This is a genomic window from Falsihalocynthiibacter sp. BN13B15 (assembly GCF_041205415.1).
Taxonomy (GTDB): domain Bacteria; phylum Pseudomonadota; class Alphaproteobacteria; order Rhodobacterales; family Rhodobacteraceae; genus Falsihalocynthiibacter; species Falsihalocynthiibacter arcticus.
The window spans coordinates 387,926-413,218 of record NZ_JBGFCE010000002.1 but is presented as its reverse complement, the minus strand read 5'-3'; the positions used below and the strand labels follow the sequence as shown (position 1 = coordinate 413,218).

Genomic DNA, 25,293 nt, shown 5'->3' with positions numbered 1-25,293 from the left:
AGTAATTCCGCGCGAATGTATCAACCCCGCGGCCAGACTCAAGGCGGCAAGGGTCAATCTAGGGCCTTATCGCATCATTTCTCGTCGATATGTCAAACGAGGGAGCATCAAAAGAATTTGACGCGCCCGTAAACTTTCAAGCTGACTTTTTCGCCTTTGCCAAAGCGATGGCCTGCGCCTCCTCCGCGAAGGGCTCTGGGTCGCTGTAAAGCGCGGTCATGAGGTGCTCGCAGTATAAAACCAGCTCTCCTTCTCCCTTATAGACGGAATAACTGACGCGCACTTTTCCCATTTTATCGGAGTGCACAACCTTGCTCAGGTTCTCGCGGATTGTGTAGATTGTATCGCCAATAAAGACGGGTTTGATAAAGCGTAGGCGATCATATCCATAGGAAAAGGAGTTCAAGCAATTGGTCGCCGCCAGCCCGAGGCCATAGGAAAACACCATCGCACCAGCCACCAAACGCTTGCCAAATACACCTTCTTGCACGGCAAATTCTTGGTCGGACACATAGGGATGATGGTCCATCACAAGGCTGTTGAAAAGCATGGATTCCCCTTCGGAAATCGTGCGCCGTATCGAGCGAATTTTATCCCCTGGCGTGAAGTCTTCATAAAACCAGTTTTCCGCGTTCCAAACGGGAATTTCTGCGTGATCCTCGGGCAATCCCGGAAGGCCGCGCGCGTGAACACCAATTTCAGCCATGTTGTACCTCATTATAGGAAGGGGGGATTGCGGCTATTTGCGCAACTCAACCAGTAAAATATGTTCGCAATACATCACGGTTTCTCCGTGCTGATTGAACGTTTCGGTCTTTTCAACAACTTGCCCGTATCCGTCACGCTTGGGATCAAGTTTCATGGCGCCAATCGTCACGACGGTATGGATTGTATCACCAATAAAGACCGGTTTTGGAAAGCGTAGCCGCTCGTAACCATATGTAAATGCACGCGGATTAATCTGGGTCGCGGTAAGCCCCACGCCAATGGCAAAGGTCATTGTGCCGTGGGCAATACGTTGCCCAAAAGGGAGTGTTTTGCAAAACTCTGTGTCCATATGATGGGGAAAAAAATCACCCGTGTGCCCCGCGTGCACCACGAAATCAGTCTCCGTTATCGTCCGCCCGTTCGTCTTGCGCGTATCGCCAAGGGCGTAATCTTCGTAGTATTGTTCGATTTCCATTAGGTAGCTCACAATTTTAATGTTTTATATATGCAATCAAAGTTTACATATAAAAGTAGACAACTCAACATAAAACTGCACATACAGTTCACTCCTTGACGGGTTTATAATATAAAACTAAGTTTCATATAGAAAACATCCAATTTGGAGGACATCATTTGAAACCGCTAGAGGGCCTTCGGGTATTAGACTTCGCTCAGTTTTTGGCGGGCCCCGCCGCAGCTTTGCGACTCGCCGATTTGGGGGCCGAAGTCATCAAGGTTGAACGCCCAAATGGCGGCGATTTATGCCGCGGTCTTGTTGTGGCGGATCAAATGCTGGATGGCGACAGCTTACTTTTTCACACCATCAATCGCAACAAATCTGGCGTTTCGGCGGACTTAAAAGACCCCGTTGATTTGCAGCGCGTGAAAAAGCTTATCGCAACCGCCGACGTCATGATCCACAATTTCCGCCCAGGGGTGATGGAAAAAATAGGTTTGGATTTTCAAACAGTTAAGGCTCTTAACCCGCGCATCATATATGCCTCGGTCACGGGATATGGCAGCAAAGGGCCGTGGGTGAAAAAGCCGGGCCAAGACCTCCTTGTACAATCCTTAACCGGAATGCCGTGGCTCTCTGGGGACAGCGATCAAGGGCCCGTTCCTGTGGCGTTTGCTGTGCTTGATATAACCTGCGGCAACCATCTGAGCCAAGGCATTATGGCGGCCCTTTTGCGTCGCTCGGTAACGGGCCAAGGCGCGCTTGTTGAGGTTGATTTGATGAGCAGTTCTCTGGACATGCAATTTGAGATGATAACCTCCTACCTCGCGGGCGCCCCGACCCAGCCAGAGCGCTGCGCCGTAGCGAATGCAGGCGTAAATTCGACAGCACCCTACGGAATTTACAAAGTGCGTGACGGCCATATTGCGATTGCGATGGCTCCGATTTCCAAGCTTGCCGACCTTTTGAACAGCCCTACCCTCGCCGCTTTTGGCGACCCTTTAATCGCGTTCACGAAACGTGATGAAATCAAAGCCGTCCTGCGGGATTTCTTGTTGCCAAAATCCGCCCGTGAAGTGCTCGACGTGCTCGAACCCGCCGATATTTGGTGTGCCGAAGTGCTTGATTGGCCGCGCATGATGGAAAAAGAAGGGTTTAAATCGCTCGACGCACTTCAATCCGTCACGTCGCATGGCGGCACTCAAATGCAAACTACACGCTGCCCTATTCGCATTGACGGGGAGATTTTGACCTCAACAAAAGGCGCGCCGGCCCTTGGCGCGGATAACGCCACGATCTTCGCCGACTAATCGTTAAAAACGAAAAAGCCGCGCCGGTTATGGCGCGGCTTTTCCAATTATATAATCGCTTTAGGTGTCTGCGACACAAACCTGTGCCTGTTGGCCGAGCTTTTCGATACCCAGTTCAACTTTGTCACCAGCTTTTAGAAAACGTGGTGGTTTAAAGCCTAACCCAACACCCGGAGGTGTCCCTGTGGAAATGATATCACCGGGGTGAAGCGTCATGAACTGGCTCAAATAACTCACGAGGTGTGCAACACCGTAAACCATTGTTTTAGTTGACCCATTCTGTACGCGATCGCCATTCACTTCAAGCCACATCGACAGGTTTTGTGGATCGCCAACTTCATCAGGCGTCACCAAATAAGGTCCAGTTTGACCGAAGTTGTCGCAGGATTTCCCTTTGGTCCATTGGCCTTCACGTTCGATTTGATACGCACGTTCGGACACGTCATTGATGACGCAATAGCCCGCGACATGGTCCAATGCGTTGGCCTCATTCACGTATTTCGCGGCCTTGCCAATCACGACACCCAACTCAACTTCCCAGTCGGTTTTCTCACTGCCGCGCGGGATCAAAATGGGATCATTCGGCCCGCAAATCGCGCTGGTTGCTTTCATAAACAGCACGGGTTCGCTGGGCACAGCCAAGCCGCTTTCTGCAGCGTGATCGGCATAGTTAAGGCCGATGCACATGAATTTACCCGTGCCAGAAACACAAGCACCCAAACGCGGGTTGCCCTCGACCAAGGGAAGGCTTTCCACGTCCAAATCCGCAAACCGCGCCAAGTTTGTAAGAACTTCGCCCGCAATATCGCCCACAAGCCCGCTGAGATCGCGAATATTTCCAGCTGCATCCAAAACACCTGGTTTTTCGGACCCACGTGGCCCGTATCTTAGAAATTTCATGTTAACTCCGTAGGTTAGGTGGACCATCCACCGTCAATTGCATGGGCTTGGCCCGTTGTGAACCCGCTTTCGTCTGCTGCAAGATAGCAAGCAAGAGCGGCGATTTCTTCGGACGTTCCAAGACGTCCCATTGGCTGGCGGGCTTCAAACTCGCCACGGGCTTTGTCGTAATCCCCTGTGTCGCGCAAACGTTGCTGAAGCGACGGGCTGTCCACGGTTCCGGGGCAAATTGCGTTACAACGCACACCCTGTGCCACATAGTCGGCCGCGACCGATTTCGTGAGGCCAATTACGGCGGCTTTTGTAGTGCCGTAGACAAAGCGATTTGGCACGCCCGTGATGGAACTTGCCACCGATGCCACGTTAATAATGGAGCCATTTCCGCGCTCGATCATCGAAGGTAACACGGCGCAAATTGTGTCAAACATTGCCCGAACATTAAGCAGAAACGCAAAGTCGAGGTCTTCTGGTGTCGCATCAAGAATGGTGCCCGCATGGACAACGCCCGCGCAGTTAAACAGCACGTCAATATGGCCGATTTTGGCAACCAGAGCTGTGATTGCAGCGCTGTCAGTCACATCCAATTGGTGCACTTCGAGGCCTTCGACGCCTTCCAATGGGGTGATGTCGCGATCCGTTGCAATCACGCGTGCGCCCTCTTGTACCATGCGTCGAACGGTTGCCGCACCAATTCCCTGTCCCGCCGCTGTGGCTAGAACAGTTTTTCCATTTAATCTTTGCACGAATATCTCCTTGGATTAACGCGCCGAAGCCGGCAAACACGCAGGCCCGATGGGTTCAAATGATTTGTAGGTCAGGATAAATTCCTGATGTCCTAATTCTTCAGATTTGGTTTTTGCACCATCTGCTGTTGCGATGATAGTGTCAAATATCTCTTGTCCGACTTCTTCGAGGGTCTTTTCCCCCTCAATAATCGCGCCCGCATTGACGTCCATGTCATCCCTCAAGGCGCGATAGGTGTCTGGATTTGCACAAATTTTAATGACCGGCGCAAGGGCAGACCCAACAACAGAACCGCGCCCCGTAACAAACAGAGTCATATGCGCACCAGAGGCGATCATTTCGGTGATTTCGGCGTTATCCGCAATATTCGGGAAGCCAAAGCGCACCTCTCCATCCGGCACAACATCCATCAGGTAAAGCCCGCCCGTTGGGGGAATATCGCCCGGCTTGATCAGGCCAGAAATCGGTGAACTTCCGGATTTTACATAAGCGCCAAGTGATTTTTCCTCAATCGTCGTCAGGCCACCCGAGGCATTTCCGGACGCAAAGCTCCCAAACCCGAGGGTGTCGTAATAGGCCTCGGCCTTGGCCACTGCATTGCGCAATTCTTGGGCCAATTTAGGTGTCGCGGCGCGCGCGGCCATGATGTCTTCACAGCCAATAAGTTCGCCGGTTTCCTCAAAGATACACGCAGCCCCTTGGGCGACCAATTTATCAAAGGCGCGGCCCGCAGCTGGGTTGCCCGAAATCCCGCTGGTCCCGTCGGAACCGCCACAGATCGTGCCGATAATGAGGTCTTTTACCTGCATCTCCACGCGGGGAACATCGGCAATTTCGGAGAGTGTTTTCTCAATCCATGCGCGCCCTGCCGAGATCGTTGTTGCCGTTCCGCCAGACTTTTGGATGACCAAAGTTTCGACAGGGCGACCAGATGCGCGAATGACGCTTTCAAGTTGTGCACGGTTGAAACTCTCGCAACCCAAAGAGACCAAAAGCACAGCGCCAACGTTTTGATGCGTACAGAGTTTTTCCATCATGCTTTGGGCATAAGCATTTGGAAAACAACCCGGAAACCCGATCAGATGGACCTCGTTCTCGCCAAATTTCTCCGTGATCTTGCGGCTCACGAAATGCGCGCATTCCACTAGATAAACAACGGCGACGACATTGCGAATGCCCTTGCGCCCATCTTGACGCGCGTATCCTTGAAAGGTCTGTGTCATATGCTGTCCTCGCTCACGCCACTTTCTTCAGCGCGATAAACGGTTGCGGTATAATTGCTTTTGACGTTGTGCACATGCACATTGTTACCCGCAGGGATATCCTGTGTCGCTGTTCCAATGGGCATGCCATATTTGTAAATCACCTCCCCTGAGGTGATGTCACGCGCGGCAATTTTATGCGCCAGCGAGACATCTTGGACGGTCGGGAAACTGTTGGCACCGATCTGAACAATCGTGCCTCTTGCCACCCCGCGTAGGGCGACAAACACATTGTCTTTTTCATGCAGTTTTATAAAGTTCTCTGCGGGCATTTAGGGCTTCCTTGCAATCTGTGTCGCGGGAGTTGCACTGCTTTCATAAGCAGCTTCAACAAGCGCCATCGTGTTCCATGCATCTTCGACGGAACTGATCAAATTTGGGTCTTCGTGTGTTGCAAACCGTTGCAACTGGCTCATGCGACTGGCGAAAGCATCAATAAACCACGCGCCTGTGAGGGGGATTTCTGTCCACCCGTCGCCTGTATTTATCGACAGGATATCTGGCTCGCCGCGAGGATAATCAAGGTTCACGCCAAGCTGAACATAGGCCGCCCCTTTAGTGCCGCATATCCGAAATTCGCAGGCCTGATATTTGCGACCAAAACTGTGGTTATGATTGACCGACAGAGCACAGCGGACGGTATCGCCATAATCAAGGATCGCCGCCGTGCGGGACTGGGCGATTTTGCTGCTCGGGTGCCCCATAGTTTTGGCATGAACGCCGTTAGGATCACCCAGAATACTGCGAATGAAGTCAAGATAGTGGATGGAATGCAACAGGATTTCGACCCGTGGCAAGGGTTCCAAAAACTTCCAAAGCCCCCACGGGGTGTCTAGGGCAAGCCACGCGTCAAAATCTACGATTTCGCCTAGCAACCCCTGATCCACGGCGTCTTGTAACGCCAACATCATTGGCGCAAATCTGAGTTGGAAATTCACGGCGGCTTTTAGGTTCTTGGCACGACAAACCTCTAGGATTTCAGTCGCTTGCGCTAAATCGCTGCCCATAGGTTTTTGCAACAAAACCGCCGCTCCGTCAGGCAGGCTACGTAAGATTTGCGCATGCGCGTCCGGTGGCGTCGCAAGATCGAAAACCACGTTACGCTGTGCGGCGGCCTCCTCGGCCGCTTCAAAAACGGCGCAGCCAAATCGGGCGGCAACTAAACGCGCTTTCTCAAGGTCAGGATCAAAAACACCCGCAACCTGATAGCCCGCCTTATCATAGGCCGGTAAATGCGCATCCGTCACAATCGAACCCGCCCCAAAGATCACGATGGGGAGCGGGTTGGTGGCTTTTGGCCAATGTTGCTGCAAATTGAGCGTCATGTCATTTTCCGTTCAGTCAATGTGGAACACGTTTTCCATCATCGCCCACCAATCCTCTGGCCCCCGTGTTTCAAGCGGCGCCTGCATAGGCATACAAATCTCCCACCAGCGTTGAGTTTCAGGGTCGGCGGCCATAATTGCGGCATCAGCGGCAAAATCGCTGCCGTGATACTCCCAATAACCAAACAACAGGTTTTCCGGCTCGCGCAGAAAGATCGTATAGTTTTTGATATTGCACTCGGCTATTTTCGCCAGCACCGAAGGCCAAACATCCGCGTGCAGTTTTTTATATTCGGTGATGTTTTCGGGCTTCACGCCGATCACCATTCCCATGCGTTCCATCATATCCTCCTATGCACCAAAACTGGCGCTTAGACCGTCGATTTTTTGGGCTTCAATTGCATCCATATCCCAGTCAATCCCAAGGCCCGGCTCCATACTGGCAAAGGCGCGTCCATTTTCCATCCGCATAGCGGTTTTCGTAAGCCCATCAAGTTGCGGGATATATTCAAGCCACGGCGCATTTGGAATGGCACAAACAAGGCTGACATGTAGCTCCATAAGGAAGTGCGGACACACAGGCACATTGTGCGCTTCGGCCATATGCGCGACTTTCATCCACGGGGTAATCCCGCCAATACGGGCCACGTCGACCTGCACAATACTCGCGCCGCCCGACACCAAATAGTCCTTGAATTGGCTGATCGAATACATGCTTTCGCCAACGGCAATGGGCACCGACGTACTCGCCGCAAGCGCCACATGTTCCAACACATCATCGGCGGGAAGTGGCTCTTCGAACCACGCGATATCCAACTGTTCAAGCATATGTGCGCGGCGGGTGGCCTCGGCGCGGCTCAGGCTTTGATTGGCGTCGACCATGATTTCATAAGATGGTCCCACGGCCTCGCGGACCGCAGCCAAACGCGCCCGATCTTCGGAAAGATGCGGCTTGCCGATTTTGACTTTTGAGCCGGAAAACCCTTTGGATTGTGCATCCAACGCGTCGGCGACCAAATCCTCGGTCGAGATATGAAGCCAGCCGCCTTCGGTGGTGTACATCGCGACGCTGTCTTTAGCTCCGCCCAACATCTGAAAAAGGGGCAAACCCGCGCGCTTACAACGCAAATCCCAAAGAGCCGTATCAATCGCCGCTAGCGCAAGTGAGGTAATAGCCCCCACCGATGTGGCATGTGTTGAAAACAAAAGATCCCGCCAGATACGCCCGATTTCCTCGGCCTCGCGACCAATCAATTTCGGCACCATCGTTTCGCGCAACAGCGACATGATCGCGCCACCGCCCTGCCCGATTGTATAGCTGTATCCAAGGCCCGTTTGCCCTTCGGAATCGGTAATCCGCACAAAAGGCGTTTCTTGGCTGTCGAAGCTTTGTGTCGCGTCTGTGCGCTTCACTTTTGGCTTCAAATCGACCATAAAAATTTCTACTTTTGAAATCAGTGCCATGGTTACCTCAGTGCTTTTTGAGTTGCGGCGTCAAACAAGTGACAGCGTGTAAGATCAAGCTGAAAGGTCAACCGTTCGCCCGACTTCACGGGGCGCGGATTGTGCATTTTTGCCTGAATTTCCACGCCCGCCAATGTGACAAACAACAGGGTTTCCGTGCCCAACGGTTCAGAGAGATCGATGGTCATATCAAAGCTGGCCGCCTCGCCTTGCATCGGAAGGGAATGCCCTTCTGGCATCACATTATCCGCGCGAAAACCAAACACAACTTTTTGCCCTGCGCTCACTTTATCTTTGAAAGCGGCGGGAACGGGAACCAAAACGTCGTCGGTAAGATCAAGCTTCCCGTCCGCCGTAACTGTGGCATCCATCAGGTTCATCGGCGGGCTGCCGATGAAGGTCGCCACAAAGGTGTTTACTGGCGTTTCGAACACTTCAAGGGGGGTGCCTTGTTGCTCGATATGCCCGTCGCGCATGATCACAATGCGGTCCGCGAGGGTCATAGCTTCGACCTGATCGTGGGTCACATAAACGATCGTGGTTTTGATCTTTTGGTGTAGTTTCTTGATCTCAACCCGCATCTGCGCGCGCAGCTTGGCGTCGAGGTTTGAGAGCGGTTCATCGAACAGGAATACATCGGGGTGACGCACAATCGCGCGCCCCATCGCAACCCGTTGGCGTTGACCTCCAGAAAGCGCGCCGGGTTTACGCTCAAGGTATTCCGTCAGGGACAGAATATTGGCGGCTTCGGCCACGGCCTTGGCGATTTCTTCTTCGCTTTTCTTGGCAATTTTAAGCGAGAAGCCTAGGTTTTCGCGCACCGTCATATGCGGATAAAGCGCGTAGTTTTGGAACACCATCGAGATATTGCGATCCCGTGGCGGGAGGTTATTCACCACGTTCTCACCGATAGAGATTTCGCCGCCGGAAATATCCTCAAGCCCTGCGATCATGCGCAAAGTTGTGGATTTCCCGCACCCAGAAGGGCCGACCAGCACCACAAATTCATTGTGCTCAATGTCGAGGTTAATCCCATGGACAACCTCAAGGGCGCCGTAGTTTTTGACGATATTTTTAAGTTGGACTTTGGCCATTGGATTATCCTTTCACACCGCCGAAGGTAAGACCGGCAATGAGGTGCTTTTGCACAATGAAAGTTAGGATGAGAGCGGGGATGATCATAAGGACCGCGAGGGCACACATGCCACCCCAATTGATGGTGAATTCCGAGGTGAAATCCCGAAGACCCACAGGCATCGTTTTTGAAAACGTGGAGCGCGTCAACTGGCTGGCCAGCGCGTATTCGTTCCAACTTGTCAGGAAGGCAAAGATCCCCGCCGACGCAATCCCTGCGCGAGCGACGGGAAATTCAACCCGCCAAAAAGCCTGCCAACGGGTACAGCCGTCGATCTCGGCGGCTTCGGCCAATTCATGTGGAATTTGGCGGAAAAACCCGTCGATCAACCAGATGGTAAACGGCACGTTCATCGCGACATAGACAATGATCAAACCAATATGCGTATCGATCAATCCGGTTTTCGCCATGACGATGAAAAGCGGCAAGGAGAGCGCCACACCAGGAACGGCGCGTGTTAGCATAAGGCCGATAAAAATCCACGTTTTCCCTTTGAACTTGAACCGCGCAAAAGCATAGCCACCCGCCATCCCAACAAGGATCGCAATCAGCGTGGAGGTCACCGAAATAATCAGCGAGTTGGTGAAATATTGCACCACAGGAACCCCGCCCTCGCCCGCCGCGCCAAACATCGCGCGGTAGTGGTCGAGGTTGAGTTCATTGGGAATCCAAACGGGGGGTTTGGCCATGATCTCGACAGTCGGACGGAAGCTGTTCAGCACAATCCAAAGGCCGGGAATACAGATGATCGACATGGCAAGAAACAGGGTGATTTTATGCAGCGAGCCTAAAAGCAAGCCCTGAAGTCGGTGTTTTTGATTAATGTCCATCGGTCTATCCTGCCATGCCCAGCTCGCTACGAGCCGCGTTGAGCTTATTGAAGAAATACACGGTGAAGAAGACGGCGAGAATGATCGAGATATAGCCCATCGCGTTGGCATACCCCATTTTCGCGTCCACATATCCGGTGCGCCCAATCAACGTCCATAACAACTCGGTGCGCCGCGCGGGGCCACCGTTGGTCATGATTTGAACGATGTCATATGCCCGCGCTACATCGAGGCTTCGGATTGCCAAAGCGATGTAAATAAAGGGCATAATGAAGGGCAACGTAATGTGTCGGAAGGTTTGCCACGGCGTACAGCCGTCCACTTTAGCCGCTTCCATCGGATCACTCGGGATCGCATATAGCCCCGCAAGGATCAGGATCGCGAACACGCTCGTCGACATCCAAGTTTCGGCAAAAACGATGGCAAAGAACGCCAGTTTTCCATCCACAAGCCACGGGATCGCGGTATCGGAAAGCCCCAAGGATTGCAGCGCACTGTTCACGAGACCAACGTTGTCGTTGAAGATGAACTTGAACTGAAAGCCAACAAGAATGGGCGAGAACATCATCGGGAACATCATCAAAGTGCGCAACGCCCGTTGGCCATAAGTAACCCTGTTCACGAGCAGCGCGAGACCAAGCCCGAGGATCATTTCAAGGTTCAAGGCAACCGTGAGCAGCAGAATTGTGCGGCCAAAGGCGACCCAGAAATTCCAGTCTCCCATGGCTTTTTGATAATTATAGGTGCCGATCCACTTCCAGAGCGTTTCGGGACGCGTCAGCCGGTACGGCGTGAAGCTGGAATACAGGGAGAGAAGAAGCGGAACGAGAACCACTGAGGCAAGGATTATGATTGCCGGCAGCAGCAACACGAACCACGTGGGCAGCTTAATGCGGGGCATGGCTGAAGACTTTTCTTTGGAGGGAAATTGCGGAGGCAGCCCGAAGGCCGCCCCCGCTTCGGAGGACCGAGAGTTTAGTAGACGCCGTTTTCTTGCATCATCTCATCGACAGCTTCAGAAGCTGTTTCAAGTGCCTCGTCGACGGTCTTGTCGCCAAGAATTGCCGCTTGCAGCTCTGGGTAGATCAAGTTTGTCGCTTCAATCCAGTAAGGAGTCTGTGGCGCTGGGAACGCATGAGACGCTGCTGCTTGGAAGGCCGTCAAGACTTCTGCTTGGTAGGGATCATCCTTAGCTGCGGCAACAACAGTTTCCCAAACGGCTGTCCGTGTTGGCAAAGGACCTGCAGAGCTTTCAAGAGTTTGGCTCTCTTCGTTTGTGAGGAAAGCAACAAGCGACGCGCCTGCTTCTTTGTTGTCACATGTTTCCGTCACAGAAAAACCATGGTGGCCCGACCAACCGGTCCGGATACCCGCAGAGCCTTGTGGCTGTACGATCACGCCAACATCGCCTGCAGCTTTCGAGCTTTCTGGATCGTTAAAGTAGCCCGCCCAGCCTGGCCAATCCAGATTGAGAGCAATGGAGCCAGAAGCAAATCCTGCACCGAGGTCATCCCAAAGATAGGAGGTCGTTCCGGGAGGAACCGCGCCTGCTTCATATAGATCAACAAACCATGCGAGGGCCCGTTTGCCAGCATCGCTATTGAACGCAGGCGTCCAGTCGTCGTTAAACAGTTGACCACCTTCTGCGACGACCATTTCATAGAAACGGCCAACGATTGCTTCGTCTTTACCCGCGTATTGCGTGCCATAGAAGTTTGGCGCGTCGGTAAAGAAGATCGCCTGTTCTTTGTATTCGTCCCATGTGTCAGGTGGCGTCAGATCACGGCCTGTTTTTTCTTTATAAGCTGCCTGATTAGCCTCATCCGCGTAAACGGATTTGAGATAATATAGGGCGGATACGTCAAATTGTGCACGCGGCAGCATCACCAAAGCATCGCCAATTTTGGACGCAGCAATGTTAGACGGCACGTATTCAGCAATGAATTCTGGTGTCAAATAAGGCGTCAAATCTGTGTAAAGGCTTGGGTATTGCGACGCAAAAGACGAGTGGTTGGAGCCAACGCACCATCCCAAAGTGCCAGCCGCCATGTCGGATTTAAATTCTTTGTCCAACTCGAAGTGGTTCTTTTTGGAAATGATATCAACGGTGGCGCCTGTCTCGGCCTCCCACTCGGCGATACGGGCATAAAGCGCCTCATATTGCTGGCCACCAATCAATTTCGCTTGCAGCGTAACGCCGTCAAACTCGCCCGCATTCGCAGGCACAGCGCTTATGGCTGCGGCACAAGCCGTTGCCGACAGCAGCGCTTTAAGTGTTCGTTTATTCATTCTATCCTCCCATGGATCTACATTCGAGACGGTTATTTCGTCCGCTCTTGTTTTACATATAAACTTGACTTTTATATTTAGTCAATCATTCTCTTGGAGAAGTTTGAAAGGGAACCACATGCTGTTCGACACCCATCTACACCTGATTTATCTCGACCGATTGACCTACCCGTGGCTCAAAGATGTGCCCGCCCTCGACCAGCAAAACGAGCTTGAATCCTATACACGTATCGCGCGCAGGCTTGGAATTTCGGGGTGTTTCAACATGGAGGTCGACGTCACGCCTGACCAAATTGAGCGCGAAACTGACCTCATGTCGGAGTTAATGGCGACGCCCGATAGCCTCCTGAAAGGGGCGATTTCCTCCTGCCGCCCTGAAGAGTCTACCTTTGCCGCACAGCTTGAACGTGCCGAATCAAACCCGACTATCTTTGGCTTTCGTCGTGTTTTGCACACGATGCCCGATGCAACCTCCCAATCAAAACTGTTCCGCGACAACATTAAAAAGCTCTCAAATACTCGCTTCACTTTTGATCTCTGCGTGCTCCCCGCGCAAATGCATCTCGCCAACGCGTTGGTGGATCATTGCCCCGACGTTAAGTTCATTCTCGACCACTGTGGCGTGCCCGACATCGCCGGCGGAGATATCGAGAATTGGGCGAAAGGCATCGACGACTTCGCCAAACGCCCCAACGTTGTGGCAAAAATCTCGGGCGTTATCGCCTATGCTGATGCGCAATCTTGGTCCCTCGAAACCATCCGCCCCTATGTGGAACACATCGCAAAGGCCTTTGGTCCCGACCGCCTCATTTGGGGCTCCGATAGTCCGGTTTGCAATTTGGGCGGCGGTCTCGAAACTTGGGTGGCCACGACCCATGCCCTCACAATGGACTGGAGCGCCGAAGAACGCGCAGCCCTGTATCGCGACAACGCAAAACGGATATGGAACCTTTAGCACCCCCATTAAACACGGTTTCGCTTTTGCAGGGAAACAGGTATGAAATTTCAAACTGAAGGAGCGCATATGCCCAAATCTGATAGCGACAATCAAACGGCGAAGTACAACGCTCCTGCCCTGTCCAAAGGCCTCGATATCCTCGAACTTTTAGCCAGCCAAAGCAAAGGTATGAAAAAGTCCGAGATCGCCAAAGCACTGGATCGCTCCATCAGCGAGATTTTCCGCATGCTTGCCGTTCTATCGGAACGTGGCTATGTGGCGCTTGATCAAAAAAGCGAGTGTTACTCTCTCACGCCGCGCCTATTTGAAATCGCCCATCGTCACCCCCCGATCCGCCGCCTGAACGCGATCGCGGGCGAGGTCATGGAGGATTTGGCCAGAACGCTTAACCAATCTGTGCACCTCGCGATTTTGCATAATTCCGACATCCTCGTCATTGCCCAAACCGACCCTCCTGGCAACAACGTCACCTCGGTGCGCCTTGGGGCGCGGGTGCCACTTATCCTTACGGCTTCGGGCGCGGTTTTGACGTATCAGAAAACCCAAAAAGCCCGAAACGCACTTTGCGCAAACCTCAAAGACATGCCCGCCGACGCGATGGACCAGTTTGAGCGCAACATTCTCGCCACCAAAGCAAACGGCTATTGCGAGAGCCCCTCGGCGGTTATTCAGGGGGTCTACAATATCTCGGTTCCCGTATTTTCATACTCTGGCGACGTAATCGCAGCCATCACGGTTCCCTTTATTAAACGGCTAGTCGCTTCAAATGACGCCACTATGGAAGAGACCCGCCTTGCCCTCATTCAAGCAGGAAAACAAATGTCGCATTTGATTGGTGCTGGGGCTTCTGACTTTGAGGAGACTTCATAAATCATATATAAAAATATGTTTTACTTCTGAAACTATGTGCCGTAACCTCCCTAAAACCGGAGAGTAAAATGAGCACAACTATCCACCTAAAAGGCATGACTTGGTCCGACCCGCGCGGATACGATCCCGTGGTCGCCGCCGCACATGCCTTTTCGCAAAAACATCCGCATGTCTCGATTACATGGGATAAACGCTCGCTTCAGGGGTTTGAAATCACCCCCGTTGACGAACTCGCCGCCGCCTATGATCTGATGATTATTGACCACCCGCATGTTGGTTCAGTCGCAGGCAAAGGTCACTTGCTGGCATTTGACCAACACGCATCTGAGGCCAGCCTCGCAGCGCTGGCAAACGAAACCCTCGGCAAAAGCTACATCAGTTATAACCTGCACGGCCACCAATGGGCCCTGCCCGTCGACGCCGCAACACAGGTGCAAGCTTGCCGCCCTGACCTTACCGAGCGCGCCACAACATGGGCGCAAATCGTTGATCGTGCCCGCGAGGGCACCCTGCTTTGGGCGCTTCGTTCGCCTCATACCTTGATGAATTTCTATACACTTGCGGCCAATATCGGCCATCCCTGCGGCTCCTCCCCCGACGAGATCGTGAACGCGCAAGTCGGGGAAAAAGTGTTTGAGGCCCTCTTGGCGGTCTCCGACCATGTCGATCCCATGTGTTTTGATATGGACCCGATCGCGATACTTGACGTCATGGCCACCGAAGATCGTTTCCACACATCGCCCTTTATTTACCTCTATAAAGGATACAGCGACGCGGCCTATCGCCCCCATCGCATTGCCTTCACCGACATCCCGACCCTCGGAAAATCGGGCCCCATTGGCTCCGCTCTTGGCGGCACAGGTCTCGCGGTTTCCGCCAAGACAAAACACCCCGAAATCTGTATCGACTTCGCGCTTTGGGTTGCGGGGGCGGACTGTCAAAGCACGCTCTATACCCAATCGAATGGCCAACCGGGAAACGCGGTGGCGTGGGGCAACGAGGCCGTCAACGCGCCCGTCATGGACGCCTATTTCAACACCCGCCAAACCCACGAATCCGCGTGGTTACGCCCTCGTCATGATGGCTATATGGGATTTCAGGAAGACGGCTCCACCATCGTCAACGATGTTCTGCAACATAAAACCACACCCGCAAACGCGATGCAGGCGCTCAACGCGCGCTATGCCGCCAGCTTCGCTTAGAAAGACCGTTTCATGACCTACGACGCCCCCCTCAAAGGTATCCGCATCCTTGATTTCAGCCAGTTCCTCGCGGGGCCTTATGCTTCGTTGCGGCTGGCCGACATGGGGGCCGAAGTTATCAAAGTGGAGCGCAAAGGCAAAGGCGACTTGTCGCGTTATCTCTATGTTTCCAATGTGATGATCGACGGCGAAAGCACGATTTTCCATGCGATCAATCGCGGCAAATCCTCGGTCGAGCTGGACCTAAAACAAGACGCCGATCGCGAGAAAATCATGGCGCTTGTCGACAGCGCGGATGTGGTGATCCAAAACTTCCGACCGGGTGTGATTGAGCGCCTTGGCCTTGGCTATGAAAACGTTAAAGCCCGCAAACCCGATATCGTTTACGGCTCGATCTCGGGCTACGGAACTGGACATGACTGGCAAAAACTGCCCGGTCAGGATTTACTGGCGCAGGCCCGCAGCGGCATCATGTGGCTGTCAGGTGGCGGCACCGACGGACCCGTGGCAATGGGCCTGCCGATTGCCGACATTCTCGCAGGGGCTGCCCTTGCACAAGGCCTCCTAGCGCTTTTGTTCCGTCGCGAACGCACTGGCAAAGGCGGCCTTGTGGAAACCAGCTTGATTGAAGCGGTCACCGACCTTCAGTTCGAGCTTTTGACCACCTTCCTCAATGATGGCGGCATGCTGCCCCAACGCCCCAACAACAACCCCGCCCACGCTTATCTATCCGCCCCCTACGGCGTGTATCGCACCGAGGATGGGCATATCGCGGTGGCGATGAACGACCTCAAACACCTGTGCGACTGCCTCGATCTTGACGCAGCGTTCCACGATCTTGACCCCTTCAAGCATCGCGATTCAATCAAAGCGGAGCTGGCAAATCATTTGCTTTTGAACACCACCGATCATTGGATGACGGCCATGATCGCAGCCGATATTTGGGCCGCCCCCGTGATGGATTGGAACGGATTGATGGGGTCTGGCGTGCTACAGGAGCTTGATATGATTGCCGATTTGGAACGTGGTGGCAAACATTTCAAAACACTTTCCGCGCCGCTGCGCATTGATGGGGTGCGTCCCAAAGCGCTAGGTGCCGCGCCGCTTTTGGGCGCCAATAATAAGCTCCTAGAACGGGAATAAACAACGCATGCTGGGAGTTGACACAGCCTTTCCTGCAATATAACTTTTTGGTTATGAAACCAATTAGCTATGAAGCAACAACCCTAGATGCAGTATTTTCGGCTCTTGCGGACCCCACGCGCCGCGCCATTCTTGCCCGTCTGGCCCATGGGGAAGCGACGGTCAAAGAACTGGCTGCGCCGTTTAATGTCAGCCAACCGGCGATTTCAAAACATCTAAAAATATTGGAAAACACCGGGCTAATTGCGCGCGGCCAAATCCGACAAAGTCGGCCTGCGTACCTGCGAGCGGAACCAATGAAAGAGGCCATGAACTGGCTAACAGAATTTCGTCGGTTTTGGGGGGTGAGTTTTGACCAACTCGACCACCTATTAGAAACACTAAATGACGACGGAAAGGACACCCACGACCATGAGTAACCTCCCAGTATACCAGTATAATCGCGAATTTGAGGCCCCCCTTGCCAAGATTTGGAAAGCGTGGACGGATCCAACACTTTTGGCTGTTTGGTACGGTCCGGGTGTTGAAACGATCATCCATGAGTTTGATCCCAAGGCGGGCGGGCGCTGGCTTAATGAGATGAAATGGGGTGAAAAATCTGATTTCAGCCGAATGGATTTTATCGAAGTAGAAACGGCCAAACGGATGGTGTGGAACCACTCCTCCACGGATAAGGACTGGAACATTCAGCCCAGCCAAATGATGCCTGACTGGCCCAAAACGCTTCTGACAACGGTTTCCTTTTCCGACAAAGGTGACAAAACCAAAGTGCAGTTGGAGCAAATTCCCGTGGACGCAACGGAGGCAGAAATTGCCTGTTTCACCAAAATGATGAGCAACATGGACAACGGTTGGGGCAAGGGCTTTGATCTTCTCCAAACGTTGATTTCCGAGAAGACTTAACCAAGATTAAGGGCCAAATCGCTTCGGCCCTTATATCTCTAATGACTATCCAAGACTATTCCGACAGGCGTTAGTATAAGGGGCAAGCGCGCGCCTCACACTTGCGAGGGCCAAATCTTTGGCAAGTGCGGGAGTCTCACCAAGGGCAACCGATTGATACTGACATGGCATAAACTGGCTGATCAACGTCTCTGGAATTTGCAGACCTTCGAGTGCACCAAATAGCGCATCCACCGCTTTGACGGCTTCTGGATTCGTCCAATAATAGCGGATGCGATCACTATAACTATAGTGCCGCTGGATTTTCTGGGCGGCCTTGGTGCCCGTGTAATAATCCTGCCAGTATTCGGGTTGCGCCAGCATGATCTGCTCTAATTTTGCGGGCAAGGTTCCTGCGTCATACCCCTCGCAAATTTCCCCGGCGATTTGATCAAGCGCGTAGTAAGCTTCGCGCAATGCAAACGTCAGCCCCGGCCCCACTTTGAGGATGGCAAAACCGCCCGTTACAAGCGTGCGCAGGGCTTGCGGCGTTTGATAATCGGTTGAATGCGCTTCAAAAACCACACGCGCGTATTCCTTGCGCCACGTGCTGAGTGCGCCCGCTTTTTCTGGAACAAAGTGGATAACGTTGGCATGGCCAAATTCCACACCCGGCTGCACGACAACGCCAATGGAGCGGGCAAAAGCCTCCTCAAGACCAAGCGCTGCAAAGGCATTCTGATGCAAAACCATGGTTTCGCTTACATCCTCGCAGGTCGTAACCTCGAGTGTGTCGAGTTCTTCTGATGCGCCTCCGGGTACCGGCACTTCGGTTCCGATGATATAGGCGGGCGGCAAATGTCCTTCGGCGCGGGCCGCATCATCGGCCACCTTCGCCAGTTCTGCTGCGCGTGTTGCGACGGTTTTTGGCGGCAACGGATTTACATCATCCGCACAGGCCATGCTCGCGTCCAAGTGGATTTTGGAAAACCCCGCGCGGGCATAGGCTGCCGTCATTTCACAGGCTTTTGCCATGGCCTCGGATGCGGGAAGTTTGCGCCATGGATTCGGCCCCAAATGATCACCCCCAAACAGGATGCTATCGAGGGGAAAATCAACGCTGGCCGCAATACCCGCCACAAATTGGCGGAAGTCTTGTGGCGTCATGCCTGTGTATCCGCCGTCCTGATTGACCTGATTACAGGTTGCCTCAATCAAAACAAATCCGCCATTATCGGCCGCCTCCAAAAGGCTCGCCTCAATGACCATCGCATTGGCGCTGCAAACGGACGTAATGCCAGCAAAGTCTTCTTGGTTGTGCTGTTCTGGAAGGGCGAGCAAGTGATCTAGGGCGTGTTTCATTGTGTCTCCAACATGACAACTTTGGTGAGGTGGCGCGGCGTCGTTGTGTCGATTCCTTGCGCGGCGGCATAGCGTTCGCCTAACAATTGCAGCGCGGGAAGGCACTCAACACCCGATAAATCCCCTGCACTGGTAACATCAAGCGAAACATCCCCAGCGCCGCCAAGCCCTAGAACCCAAGCGCCTTTTGCCTGTAGTTCCTGAACCAACGCCGTTTCATCAGCGCGGGTATCTTCATGGTACAGCATCACAACAGCGGTGCGTTCGTCAACGAGGCTGATCGGGCCGTGCCGGTATTCGCCCGGATGAAAAGCCTGTGTGTAACAGATCGCCATTTCTTGAAGCTTGAGCGCACCTTCGAGCGCAACACCGTAATTTGCACCGCCCCCGAGAAAAACAAAATGTGTGCGCTTGGCGTAGGCGTCCACGGGAACCGCATCCAAGGCCCGCATGGTTTCCTCAGCGCGACCTGCCAAAGTATCGTCGACCTTTAGGCCCGCCATCGCGTAGCCCGCCAACAGCATCAAACTCGCAGATGAGGTCATAACAATCCCCTCGCTGGGATGCGTTTCAAACTCCACCGCGATGGATGCGACCCCACTTAACGCGGACTTCGGAGCACAGGTAACGCCAATCGTTTTTTGCCCGCGCGCATGGCTAGCCCGCACGGCCTGAACCGTTTCCGTGGTCTCACCGCTGCGAGAAAGGGCGATAACTTCGACGTCCCCCGACCCCTTCGCGAGGTAGGCCTGTGGGCGCACGATCCATTCGCCAGCGGGTACGGCAATGGCACGAAGACCGTTGGCATTCATCGCGGCGGAGACCGCCAGCGCAAGATTGTAGGACGTGCCGCATCCAACAATCACGCGCGTACCGTTCATGGGCGAAAGCGGCGCGGGCATTTGAGCTGCGCGCCAGTATTGGAATTGTCCAAAGATGCCTTCAAGCGTCGGGTTCATATTGGTTTCCTTATGTTAAACTTTGGCGCGCTTGCCTTCGACTGCGTCACAGGCGTCACCCCGTGGCATCAGGTTTTCTCCAAAATACGCAAATAAAGATCACAGTCAATCATATTTATGATTGAAATTGACGCATTCCTGTGTCAAAACTAAAAGAAACGGGGACTTTATGACAACTGACCGCCATTCTGACCTGCTCCTGCTCCTTTTGGCTAAGGGGCAAACATCCGTTCAAGACATCGCGACATCCCTTGGAGCCTCGCTCGCGACTGTGCGGCGAGACTTGATCGAATTAGAGCAAATGGGCAAAATAGAGCGGCGGCACGGGTCCGCGCGCATCGCGACAGGGGCGCACAAGGAACTGGCATTTTCGGCACGGGAACAGGCGCAGATCGAGGCGAAACGCGCCATCGCCTATGTTGCCGCGCAGGAAATCCAGCCCGACGAAACGCTGTTTTTAGACGCGAGTACAACCGTCCTGCAATTGGTGCCGCATATTCGCAATATGAATTCACCCGTTAAAATTTTTACCAACGGTCTGGTTGCCGCCCAAGAGCTTGCGCATATTTCCCATGTCGACCTCACCCTCATTGGCGGGCGCGTGCGTGCCGAAAACCTTTCGATGGTCGGCGCGTCCGCGATTGCGATGATGGAGGGGCTTTGGTTTGATCGTTTGTTCCTCGGCGCTACCGCAATAGACGACGAGGGCCGCCTCACCAGCCTAGAATCCGAAGAGGCCGCAATGAACGCGCAAATGATTAAACGCAGCGCGAATGTGACGGTTTTAGCCGATAGGAGCAAGTTTGGACACCGCGCAACACATGCCGTCGCGCGGCTTGATGCCAAACACACATTGATATCCGAATGCAGCCTAGAAAGTCCACTTGCTGGCTACATTGCGCGCGCGGGCCTCACATTCAAATTGGCTGATGTGGACGCCTAGATGCGCAATTCGGGCCCCTAGTTAAAGGTTTCGGGCATGACCATTTTTGGCAGCCACAGCGCGATCTCTGGGAACACGATGATGAGAAGCAGGATCGCGAGCATTGGCAGTAGAATAATCACAACATCGCGCATCACCTGCACCACATTCATGCCGCCAATCGACGCAGATATCAGCAAACACAATCCATAGGGCGGCGTCACGAGGCCAAATGCGAGAGAGACGATGCCGATAATCGCAAAGACGATTGGATGGATATCGGCGGCAGTTGCAACCGGCAACAGAACCGTGCCCAGAATGATAATCGTTGGGATCGCATCAATAAACAAACCAAAGAAAAGGAACAGGCCAGCGATCACGAGGGCGGTTCCGAACGATCCGAACTCAAGGCTCGTCATGAAATCCACGATCAGGCGCGGCACGTTAAAGAAGGCCAAAAGCCACCCGAACGCAGAAGCCGTCCCAATCGCAAACAGCGAAATCGACGCGAACCGCCCCGTGTCATAGAAGATATGACCAAGGTCGCGCACCGAAACGGTCCGATACACAAACATGCCAAGGATCAAGGAGTAACCGGCCGCAATAATGGCGCTTTCTGTTGGGGTAACGATACCGCCAACAATGCCGCCAATGACCAAAACGGGAGTCATTAAAGCAAGGAACGAGCCCTTAAATGCATGCCAAATATCGCACAGGCTGGGCTTACCGATGATGGGGTAATCATAAACTTTGGCATAGCCATAGACCGTGGCCATCAAGGCGACGCCGATCATTAACCCCGGTGTCGCACCCGCCAAAAACAAGGCGCCGACAGAGGTTTGCATCACTCCGCCCCAGACGATCATCAAGATGCTCGGCGGAATAATAACGCCCATCACCGATGAGCATGCCGTGAGCGCAATCGCGAACCGTGTGTCATAGCCCTCTTTGACCATGGCGGGGATTAGGATTTTTCCACAACCCGCCGCATCGGCCGTTGAGGAGCCTGAAATTCCGGCAAAAAGCATCGACACGGCGACATTCACATGCCCAAGGCCGCCAGGCATCCAGCCCGTCAAAACGCGCGCAAGGTCGATCAGCTTATCGGTTATTTTCCCCGAATTCATCAAGTTGGCCGCAAGTAAGAAGAAAGGCACAGCCAGCAAAATAAACGAGTTATAAGATTGAAACATCCGGTCCAAAACGATGAACGGGGTCAACCGCAAATCCAGCAAGACGATTGGGATTGTCGCGATCCCAAGCGCAAAAGCGACGGGAATGCGCATCGCAACGAGGAAAATGAACCCGCCCACAAGAATGGCACAGGCGAGACCGGTTGAAACAATCATGCTTAAACTTTCTGAGTAGAAGCGCGGTATTCCGCGACAGCTTCATACAGGCGATAGCCCGTGAAAAACATCCAAACTACACCGGTAATTGGGACTGAAATATAGGTAATCATCATATTCGCACGCATCATGACCGAATTTTGAATGTAGCCAAACTTGGCGTATTCGATCCCGTACCACGCGAAAATAACGGCAAATGCTCCGACCATAACAAGGACAAATCCGTTTTGAATGAGCTTGAGCAGTGGAATTCTGGCGTCAGGAATAACGCGCACATCAAAATGAGTTCCGTCCCAAACGGCGACCATAGCTCCGATCATAACCACCCAGACAAACAGGAATGTCGCCAGTTCTTCGGTCCAAAGATAGACAGGGATAATGCCAGTATAGCGCGCTATGACTTGCATCCCGACCGGAATTGCCAAAGCGGCAACAAGGAAACCGAGTAAGAAACGAAGACCGTTGCAGAAGGTATCTAGAAAGCGTCCGAACATAGGGCCCTACCGATCAATGGATGAACCCCCAACGCTTGAAAACGTTGGGGGCAAAGAGAGCGATTATTGCTCGCGGATTGCTTTAAGAAGGTCGGTCGCGCCCAATTCGGTCGCATATGCGTCCTGTACGGGGATCACCATTTCCAACAATTTGTTGCGATCAGCAAACTCTAAAACGGTAATTTGGCCCGCATCGATCATCTCTTGCATTTTGAGACCATCTTCGGTGCTTTCCAAGTTGCGACCAAATGCGCCAGCTTCGGCACCCGCTTGAAGAACCGCGGCTTGAAGCTCTTCTGGAAGTTTACGGAAAGTTTTGCCACTCATAACGATGGGCCGCACCGTGATGGCATGGCGGGTCAACGTGATGTTTGGTGCGACTTCGTAGAACTTGAGGTTCTGGATCGACGCCGCTTCGTTTTCAAATCCAGCAATCACGCCTGTCTGAATCGCGTTATAAACCTCGTTATAGGCAATTGCCGAAGGTGCTGCTTGGATCGCAGAGAAGATTTGCGCTTGGATCGGAGCGCCCATGACGCGCATCTTGTGACCCATCAAATCGGCCATATCCTTGACCGGCTCTGCGGACGCCAAATTGCGGACACCGCCCCCCGTATAACCGATAATTTTGATGTCAGCTTTTTCAAGCAACTCATCCTCGAGGGGTGCCATAACACCGCTTGAGAGGGCTGCATTCCAATGGTCCAAATCGCGGAAAAGGAACGGCATATCCATGAGGGGGATCGATGGGGCAAAAACAGCCATATTGGACGGCGCCATAACGGCATAATCGATCGCAACACCCTGCTGCAAGAACGTCACGAAGTCGCTTTCGTCCCCAAGCTCGCCATTCAAGCGCAGATCAAACTCAACATCACCATCATATGATTCAGCCACGAGTTCTTCAAACTGTCTCAGTGTTTTTGTATAGGCATGATTTTCATCAAACATGCTCGCGCCGCGCAACGTGATCGTATCGGCAACGGCGGCAGAAGCGAAAAGCGCTGACGCCGACACAGCGCAAACTGCGATGCACTTAAAAGATTTGTAAAAAGACATGTATTCCTCCCTAGAAACTATATGTGACTCCCTCAATGTTGAGCGGCGTCGCCAACATCTATAAGCGTCATATTTGTAAATCGTCAACAAAATTTGTTAAATTTTGGAAAATAAACATGTCGATCCACATATTTTGGGCAAGCACCATTTCTAGCCAACCCTTTCAAAATGGTCCCATTGATTAAAGGGCTCACTTCCCAGACGTCATAGGAAGCCGTGACAATTTCCACGCCCTGTTGGCCATCACGACTAGGCACATAAAATAAAGGGACATAGCGGACCTGCATTCAGAACTGCAACGGCCGCACCAGAAATTGGCCAAACCATCCGCTGTCAAATGGTTCCCCGACCAACGCCGCACTATCGGGCTTCGAAAAGGTCGCAAATTCCACTCAAGACGTGGGGGAAAAGATAAAAAATCTATTTTTTGTAAATATTTGTAACCGACCCAAAATCTAGGAATGTGACGATTTAGTTGCCTTACGCAGCAACCGAGCCCAATGTTTGTCGTATACAAACCCCCAGTCGCAAGGAAATCTGCGGAGGAGCGGTTCAAGCGCGGCGATCCAGTTTTGAGTGGTTTCAAGGGGATCCGTCGGTGTGATAACGTCGCCCAAATGCAGCGTCAAATATTCGGCCGTTTGCTCAACCATCACCGGAAGGATTGCGGCATCACATTTTGCAGCAAACCGAGCAGGCCACCCCACAACCCCCGCTGCCTCCCCAAAAACGATAGCGCGGACAGTATCGGTGTTCTTGTTGACAGGAGCATCGACAGGGGGCGCCGTTTTGATCCGATCCACCACACCGACCACGATCTTGCCTTGCCGAAGTGCCTTGAGCACCGCGCGCGCCACAAGCGCATCACTGTTGCGCCGCACGTCAAATAACTCACAGCCGATATGAGTGTAATATGGCCGCTGTGTGATCGCGCGCGACTCTTTTGCGGGTTCGCGCACGAGCATCAACGTTGGGTAGCGCGCGGCCAAGGCGCGCACCATCAGCACCGAACCATGACAATGCGGCATGACCAGCAACACGCCCTTGCCTTCCTGTAGTGACGCTTTAAGCCGCGCCTCTTCTGGGATCACGAGCAGTTGATCAATTTCATCCGTTTTCCCTAACCGCAAGCGCTCCATCCGACGTAACGCCAGAATAAATCGCTCTACGAAACCTCGATATATCCGTCGTGGCGGGCCTTGCGACACAACCTTTGACAACCTCAAAGCTGTTTCCTTGAGCGGACTGCCCGGTAGGTAATATGCAGCCCACAACACGCTCCGAACGATGGAATACCCAACATCTTGAAAAGGCTTGGGTGCCGTTGCGAGGCGTTTTGTCCCGCGATCAACGGAAAACCAGATACGGTCTTTGAATTTTGTAAAACTAGATTCCAATTATCTACACCTGCACCTTTCGCCCCCCTTTGAGAGCCCACGCATTGGCGGTCAACTATTGCCCCATAGGACCGTTTTGAAACGATAATTGCAACGCAACGCACACTCTGTAAAGGCTATATCCGACACCCAATGCACCCTGAGACCCCCTATTGGAGCCAGAAAATAAGTGGACTCCGGTGAGAATTCGACCATAATCTGGGCTTGGCCAAATCCTCAACAATGGCCTATTTTTGTGTTTTGAACGCTGTATTTTGACATTCAACAACATT

27 protein-coding genes are annotated in these 25,293 nt (G+C 53.0%); 8 read left to right on the top strand and 19 right to left on the bottom strand.

Annotated elements, in window-relative coordinates; translation table 11 throughout:
• Positions 1 to 136: 136 nt before the first annotated feature.
• Both AB9F26_RS04610 and AB9F26_RS04605 read right to left on the bottom strand, forming a co-directional pair.
• Positions 137 to 706 carry a MaoC family dehydratase gene (locus tag AB9F26_RS04610; protein ID WP_335584769.1) on the bottom strand — a complete coding sequence of 190 codons (570 nt, stop codon included), beginning with the start codon at positions 704 to 706 and terminating at the stop codon, positions 137 to 139.
• Between the two features lie 33 nt (positions 707 to 739).
• Positions 740 to 1,183 (bottom strand): MaoC/PaaZ C-terminal domain-containing protein, encoded by a 444-nt coding sequence (locus AB9F26_RS04605; RefSeq protein WP_335584768.1) that lies wholly within the window; start codon positions 1,181 to 1,183, stop codon positions 740 to 742.
• A gap of 158 nt (positions 1,184 to 1,341) precedes the next feature.
• Here AB9F26_RS04605 and AB9F26_RS04600 point away from each other — a divergent pair, with 158 nt between their 5' ends.
• Positions 1,342 to 2,475, top strand: coding sequence for a CoA transferase (locus tag AB9F26_RS04600; RefSeq protein ID WP_335584767.1), 1,134 nt, complete (start codon positions 1,342 to 1,344; stop codon positions 2,473 to 2,475).
• Positions 2,476 to 2,535: 60 nt separating this feature from the next.
• Here AB9F26_RS04600 and AB9F26_RS04595 read toward each other — a convergent pair whose 3' ends face one another.
• From AB9F26_RS04595 to AB9F26_RS04545, 11 genes are all read right to left on the bottom strand, one after another.
• The gene (locus AB9F26_RS04595) at positions 2,536 to 3,375 is read right to left on the bottom strand and encodes a fumarylacetoacetate hydrolase family protein (protein ID WP_335584766.1); all 840 of its coding nucleotides are present in this window, start codon (positions 3,373 to 3,375) and stop codon (positions 2,536 to 2,538) included.
• Positions 3,376 to 3,389: 14 nt separating this feature from the next.
• Positions 3,390 to 4,118, bottom strand: a complete 729-nt coding sequence (locus AB9F26_RS04590) for an SDR family oxidoreductase (RefSeq protein WP_369767392.1) — start codon at positions 4,116 to 4,118, stop codon at positions 3,390 to 3,392.
• A 15-nt stretch (positions 4,119 to 4,133) separates the two neighbouring features.
• Positions 4,134 to 5,342, bottom strand: coding sequence for a UxaA family hydrolase (locus AB9F26_RS04585; RefSeq protein ID WP_369767391.1), 1,209 nt, complete (start codon positions 5,340 to 5,342; stop codon positions 4,134 to 4,136).
• Positions 5,339 to 5,653 (bottom strand): UxaA family hydrolase, encoded by a 315-nt coding sequence (locus AB9F26_RS04580; RefSeq protein WP_369767390.1) that lies wholly within the window; start codon positions 5,651 to 5,653, stop codon positions 5,339 to 5,341. Before AB9F26_RS04580 ends, AB9F26_RS04585 begins: the two co-directional genes overlap by 4 nt.
• On the bottom strand, positions 5,654 to 6,706 hold the full coding sequence (locus tag AB9F26_RS04575; protein ID WP_369767389.1) for a Gfo/Idh/MocA family protein: 1,053 nt from the start codon (positions 6,704 to 6,706) through the stop codon (positions 5,654 to 5,656).
• Between the two features lie 12 nt (positions 6,707 to 6,718).
• The gene (locus tag AB9F26_RS04570; RefSeq protein WP_369767388.1) at positions 6,719 to 7,048 is read right to left on the bottom strand and encodes an L-rhamnose mutarotase; all 330 of its coding nucleotides are present in this window, start codon (positions 7,046 to 7,048) and stop codon (positions 6,719 to 6,721) included.
• 9 nt (positions 7,049 to 7,057) lie between these two features.
• Positions 7,058 to 8,170 (bottom strand): mandelate racemase/muconate lactonizing enzyme family protein, encoded by a 1,113-nt coding sequence (locus tag AB9F26_RS04565; RefSeq protein WP_369767387.1) that lies wholly within the window; start codon positions 8,168 to 8,170, stop codon positions 7,058 to 7,060.
• A 2-nt stretch (positions 8,171 to 8,172) separates the two neighbouring features.
• A complete protein-coding gene (locus tag AB9F26_RS04560) occupies positions 8,173 to 9,264 on the bottom strand; it encodes an ABC transporter ATP-binding protein (RefSeq protein ID WP_369755518.1) in 1,092 nt (363 codons plus the stop codon).
• 4 nt (positions 9,265 to 9,268) lie between these two features.
• Positions 9,269 to 10,135 (bottom strand): carbohydrate ABC transporter permease, encoded by an 867-nt coding sequence (locus AB9F26_RS04555; protein ID WP_039001211.1) that lies wholly within the window; start codon positions 10,133 to 10,135, stop codon positions 9,269 to 9,271.
• 4 nt (positions 10,136 to 10,139) lie between these two features.
• Positions 10,140 to 11,036 carry a sugar ABC transporter permease gene (locus AB9F26_RS04550; RefSeq protein WP_335584758.1) on the bottom strand — a complete coding sequence of 299 codons (897 nt, stop codon included), beginning with the start codon at positions 11,034 to 11,036 and terminating at the stop codon, positions 10,140 to 10,142.
• Positions 11,037 to 11,110: 74 nt separating this feature from the next.
• Positions 11,111 to 12,424: a sugar ABC transporter substrate-binding protein gene (locus tag AB9F26_RS04545; protein ID WP_335584757.1), complete on the bottom strand. Its 1,314-nt coding sequence runs from the start codon at positions 12,422 to 12,424 to the stop codon at positions 11,111 to 11,113.
• A 118-nt stretch (positions 12,425 to 12,542) separates the two neighbouring features.
• On the opposite strand from AB9F26_RS04545, the gene AB9F26_RS04540 reads away from it, so the two are divergent.
• The 6 genes from AB9F26_RS04540 (at position 12,543) to AB9F26_RS04515 (ending at position 17,500) form a co-directional block, all read left to right on the top strand.
• Entirely contained in the window at positions 12,543 to 13,379 is an 837-nt protein-coding gene (locus tag AB9F26_RS04540) for an amidohydrolase (protein WP_369767386.1), read from the top strand.
• 42 nt (positions 13,380 to 13,421) lie between these two features.
• Positions 13,422 to 14,252: an IclR family transcriptional regulator gene (locus AB9F26_RS04535; protein WP_335584755.1), complete on the top strand. Its 831-nt coding sequence runs from the start codon at positions 13,422 to 13,424 to the stop codon at positions 14,250 to 14,252.
• Between the two features lie 68 nt (positions 14,253 to 14,320).
• Positions 14,321 to 15,454 carry an extracellular solute-binding protein gene (locus AB9F26_RS04530; protein ID WP_369767385.1) on the top strand — a complete coding sequence of 378 codons (1,134 nt, stop codon included), beginning with the start codon at positions 14,321 to 14,323 and terminating at the stop codon, positions 15,452 to 15,454.
• Positions 15,455 to 15,466: 12 nt separating this feature from the next.
• Positions 15,467 to 16,597, top strand: a complete 1,131-nt coding sequence (locus AB9F26_RS04525; RefSeq protein WP_369767384.1) for a CaiB/BaiF CoA transferase family protein — start codon at positions 15,467 to 15,469, stop codon at positions 16,595 to 16,597.
• A gap of 53 nt (positions 16,598 to 16,650) precedes the next feature.
• Positions 16,651 to 17,016, top strand: a complete 366-nt coding sequence (locus AB9F26_RS04520; RefSeq protein ID WP_039001205.1) for a helix-turn-helix transcriptional regulator — start codon at positions 16,651 to 16,653, stop codon at positions 17,014 to 17,016.
• Positions 17,009 to 17,500: an SRPBCC domain-containing protein gene (locus AB9F26_RS04515; RefSeq protein ID WP_335584752.1), complete on the top strand. Its 492-nt coding sequence runs from the start codon at positions 17,009 to 17,011 to the stop codon at positions 17,498 to 17,500. The genes AB9F26_RS04520 and AB9F26_RS04515 overlap by 8 nt, the downstream gene beginning before the upstream one ends.
• A gap of 45 nt (positions 17,501 to 17,545) precedes the next feature.
• Here AB9F26_RS04515 and AB9F26_RS04510 read toward each other — a convergent pair whose 3' ends face one another.
• Together AB9F26_RS04510 and AB9F26_RS04505 are read right to left on the bottom strand one after the other, a co-directional pair.
• Positions 17,546 to 18,841, bottom strand: coding sequence for a D-tagatose-bisphosphate aldolase, class II, non-catalytic subunit (locus tag AB9F26_RS04510; protein WP_369767383.1), 1,296 nt, complete (start codon positions 18,839 to 18,841; stop codon positions 17,546 to 17,548).
• A complete protein-coding gene (locus tag AB9F26_RS04505) occupies positions 18,838 to 19,800 on the bottom strand; it encodes an SIS domain-containing protein (protein ID WP_369767382.1) in 963 nt (320 codons plus the stop codon). The genes AB9F26_RS04510 and AB9F26_RS04505 overlap by 4 nt, the downstream gene beginning before the upstream one ends.
• 169 nt (positions 19,801 to 19,969) lie before the next feature.
• On the opposite strand from AB9F26_RS04505, the gene AB9F26_RS04500 reads away from it, so the two are divergent.
• A complete protein-coding gene (locus AB9F26_RS04500; protein WP_369767381.1) occupies positions 19,970 to 20,743 on the top strand; it encodes a DeoR/GlpR family DNA-binding transcription regulator in 774 nt (257 codons plus the stop codon).
• Positions 20,744 to 20,760: 17 nt separating this feature from the next.
• Here the strand turns inward: AB9F26_RS04500 and AB9F26_RS04495 are convergent, their stop codons facing one another.
• From AB9F26_RS04495 to AB9F26_RS04480, 4 genes are all read right to left on the bottom strand, one after another.
• On the bottom strand, positions 20,761 to 22,071 hold the full coding sequence (locus AB9F26_RS04495; protein WP_039001201.1) for a TRAP transporter large permease: 1,311 nt from the start codon (positions 22,069 to 22,071) through the stop codon (positions 20,761 to 20,763).
• Positions 22,072 to 22,073: 2 nt separating this feature from the next.
• Entirely contained in the window at positions 22,074 to 22,565 is a 492-nt protein-coding gene (locus tag AB9F26_RS04490) for a TRAP transporter small permease (protein ID WP_369767380.1), read from the bottom strand.
• A 63-nt stretch (positions 22,566 to 22,628) separates the two neighbouring features.
• Entirely contained in the window at positions 22,629 to 23,624 is a 996-nt protein-coding gene (locus tag AB9F26_RS04485) for a TRAP transporter substrate-binding protein (protein WP_369767379.1), read from the bottom strand.
• Between the two features lie 455 nt (positions 23,625 to 24,079).
• A complete protein-coding gene (locus AB9F26_RS04480) occupies positions 24,080 to 25,021 on the bottom strand; it encodes a hypothetical protein (RefSeq protein ID WP_335584746.1) in 942 nt (313 codons plus the stop codon).
• Positions 25,022 to 25,293 lie beyond the last annotated feature (272 nt).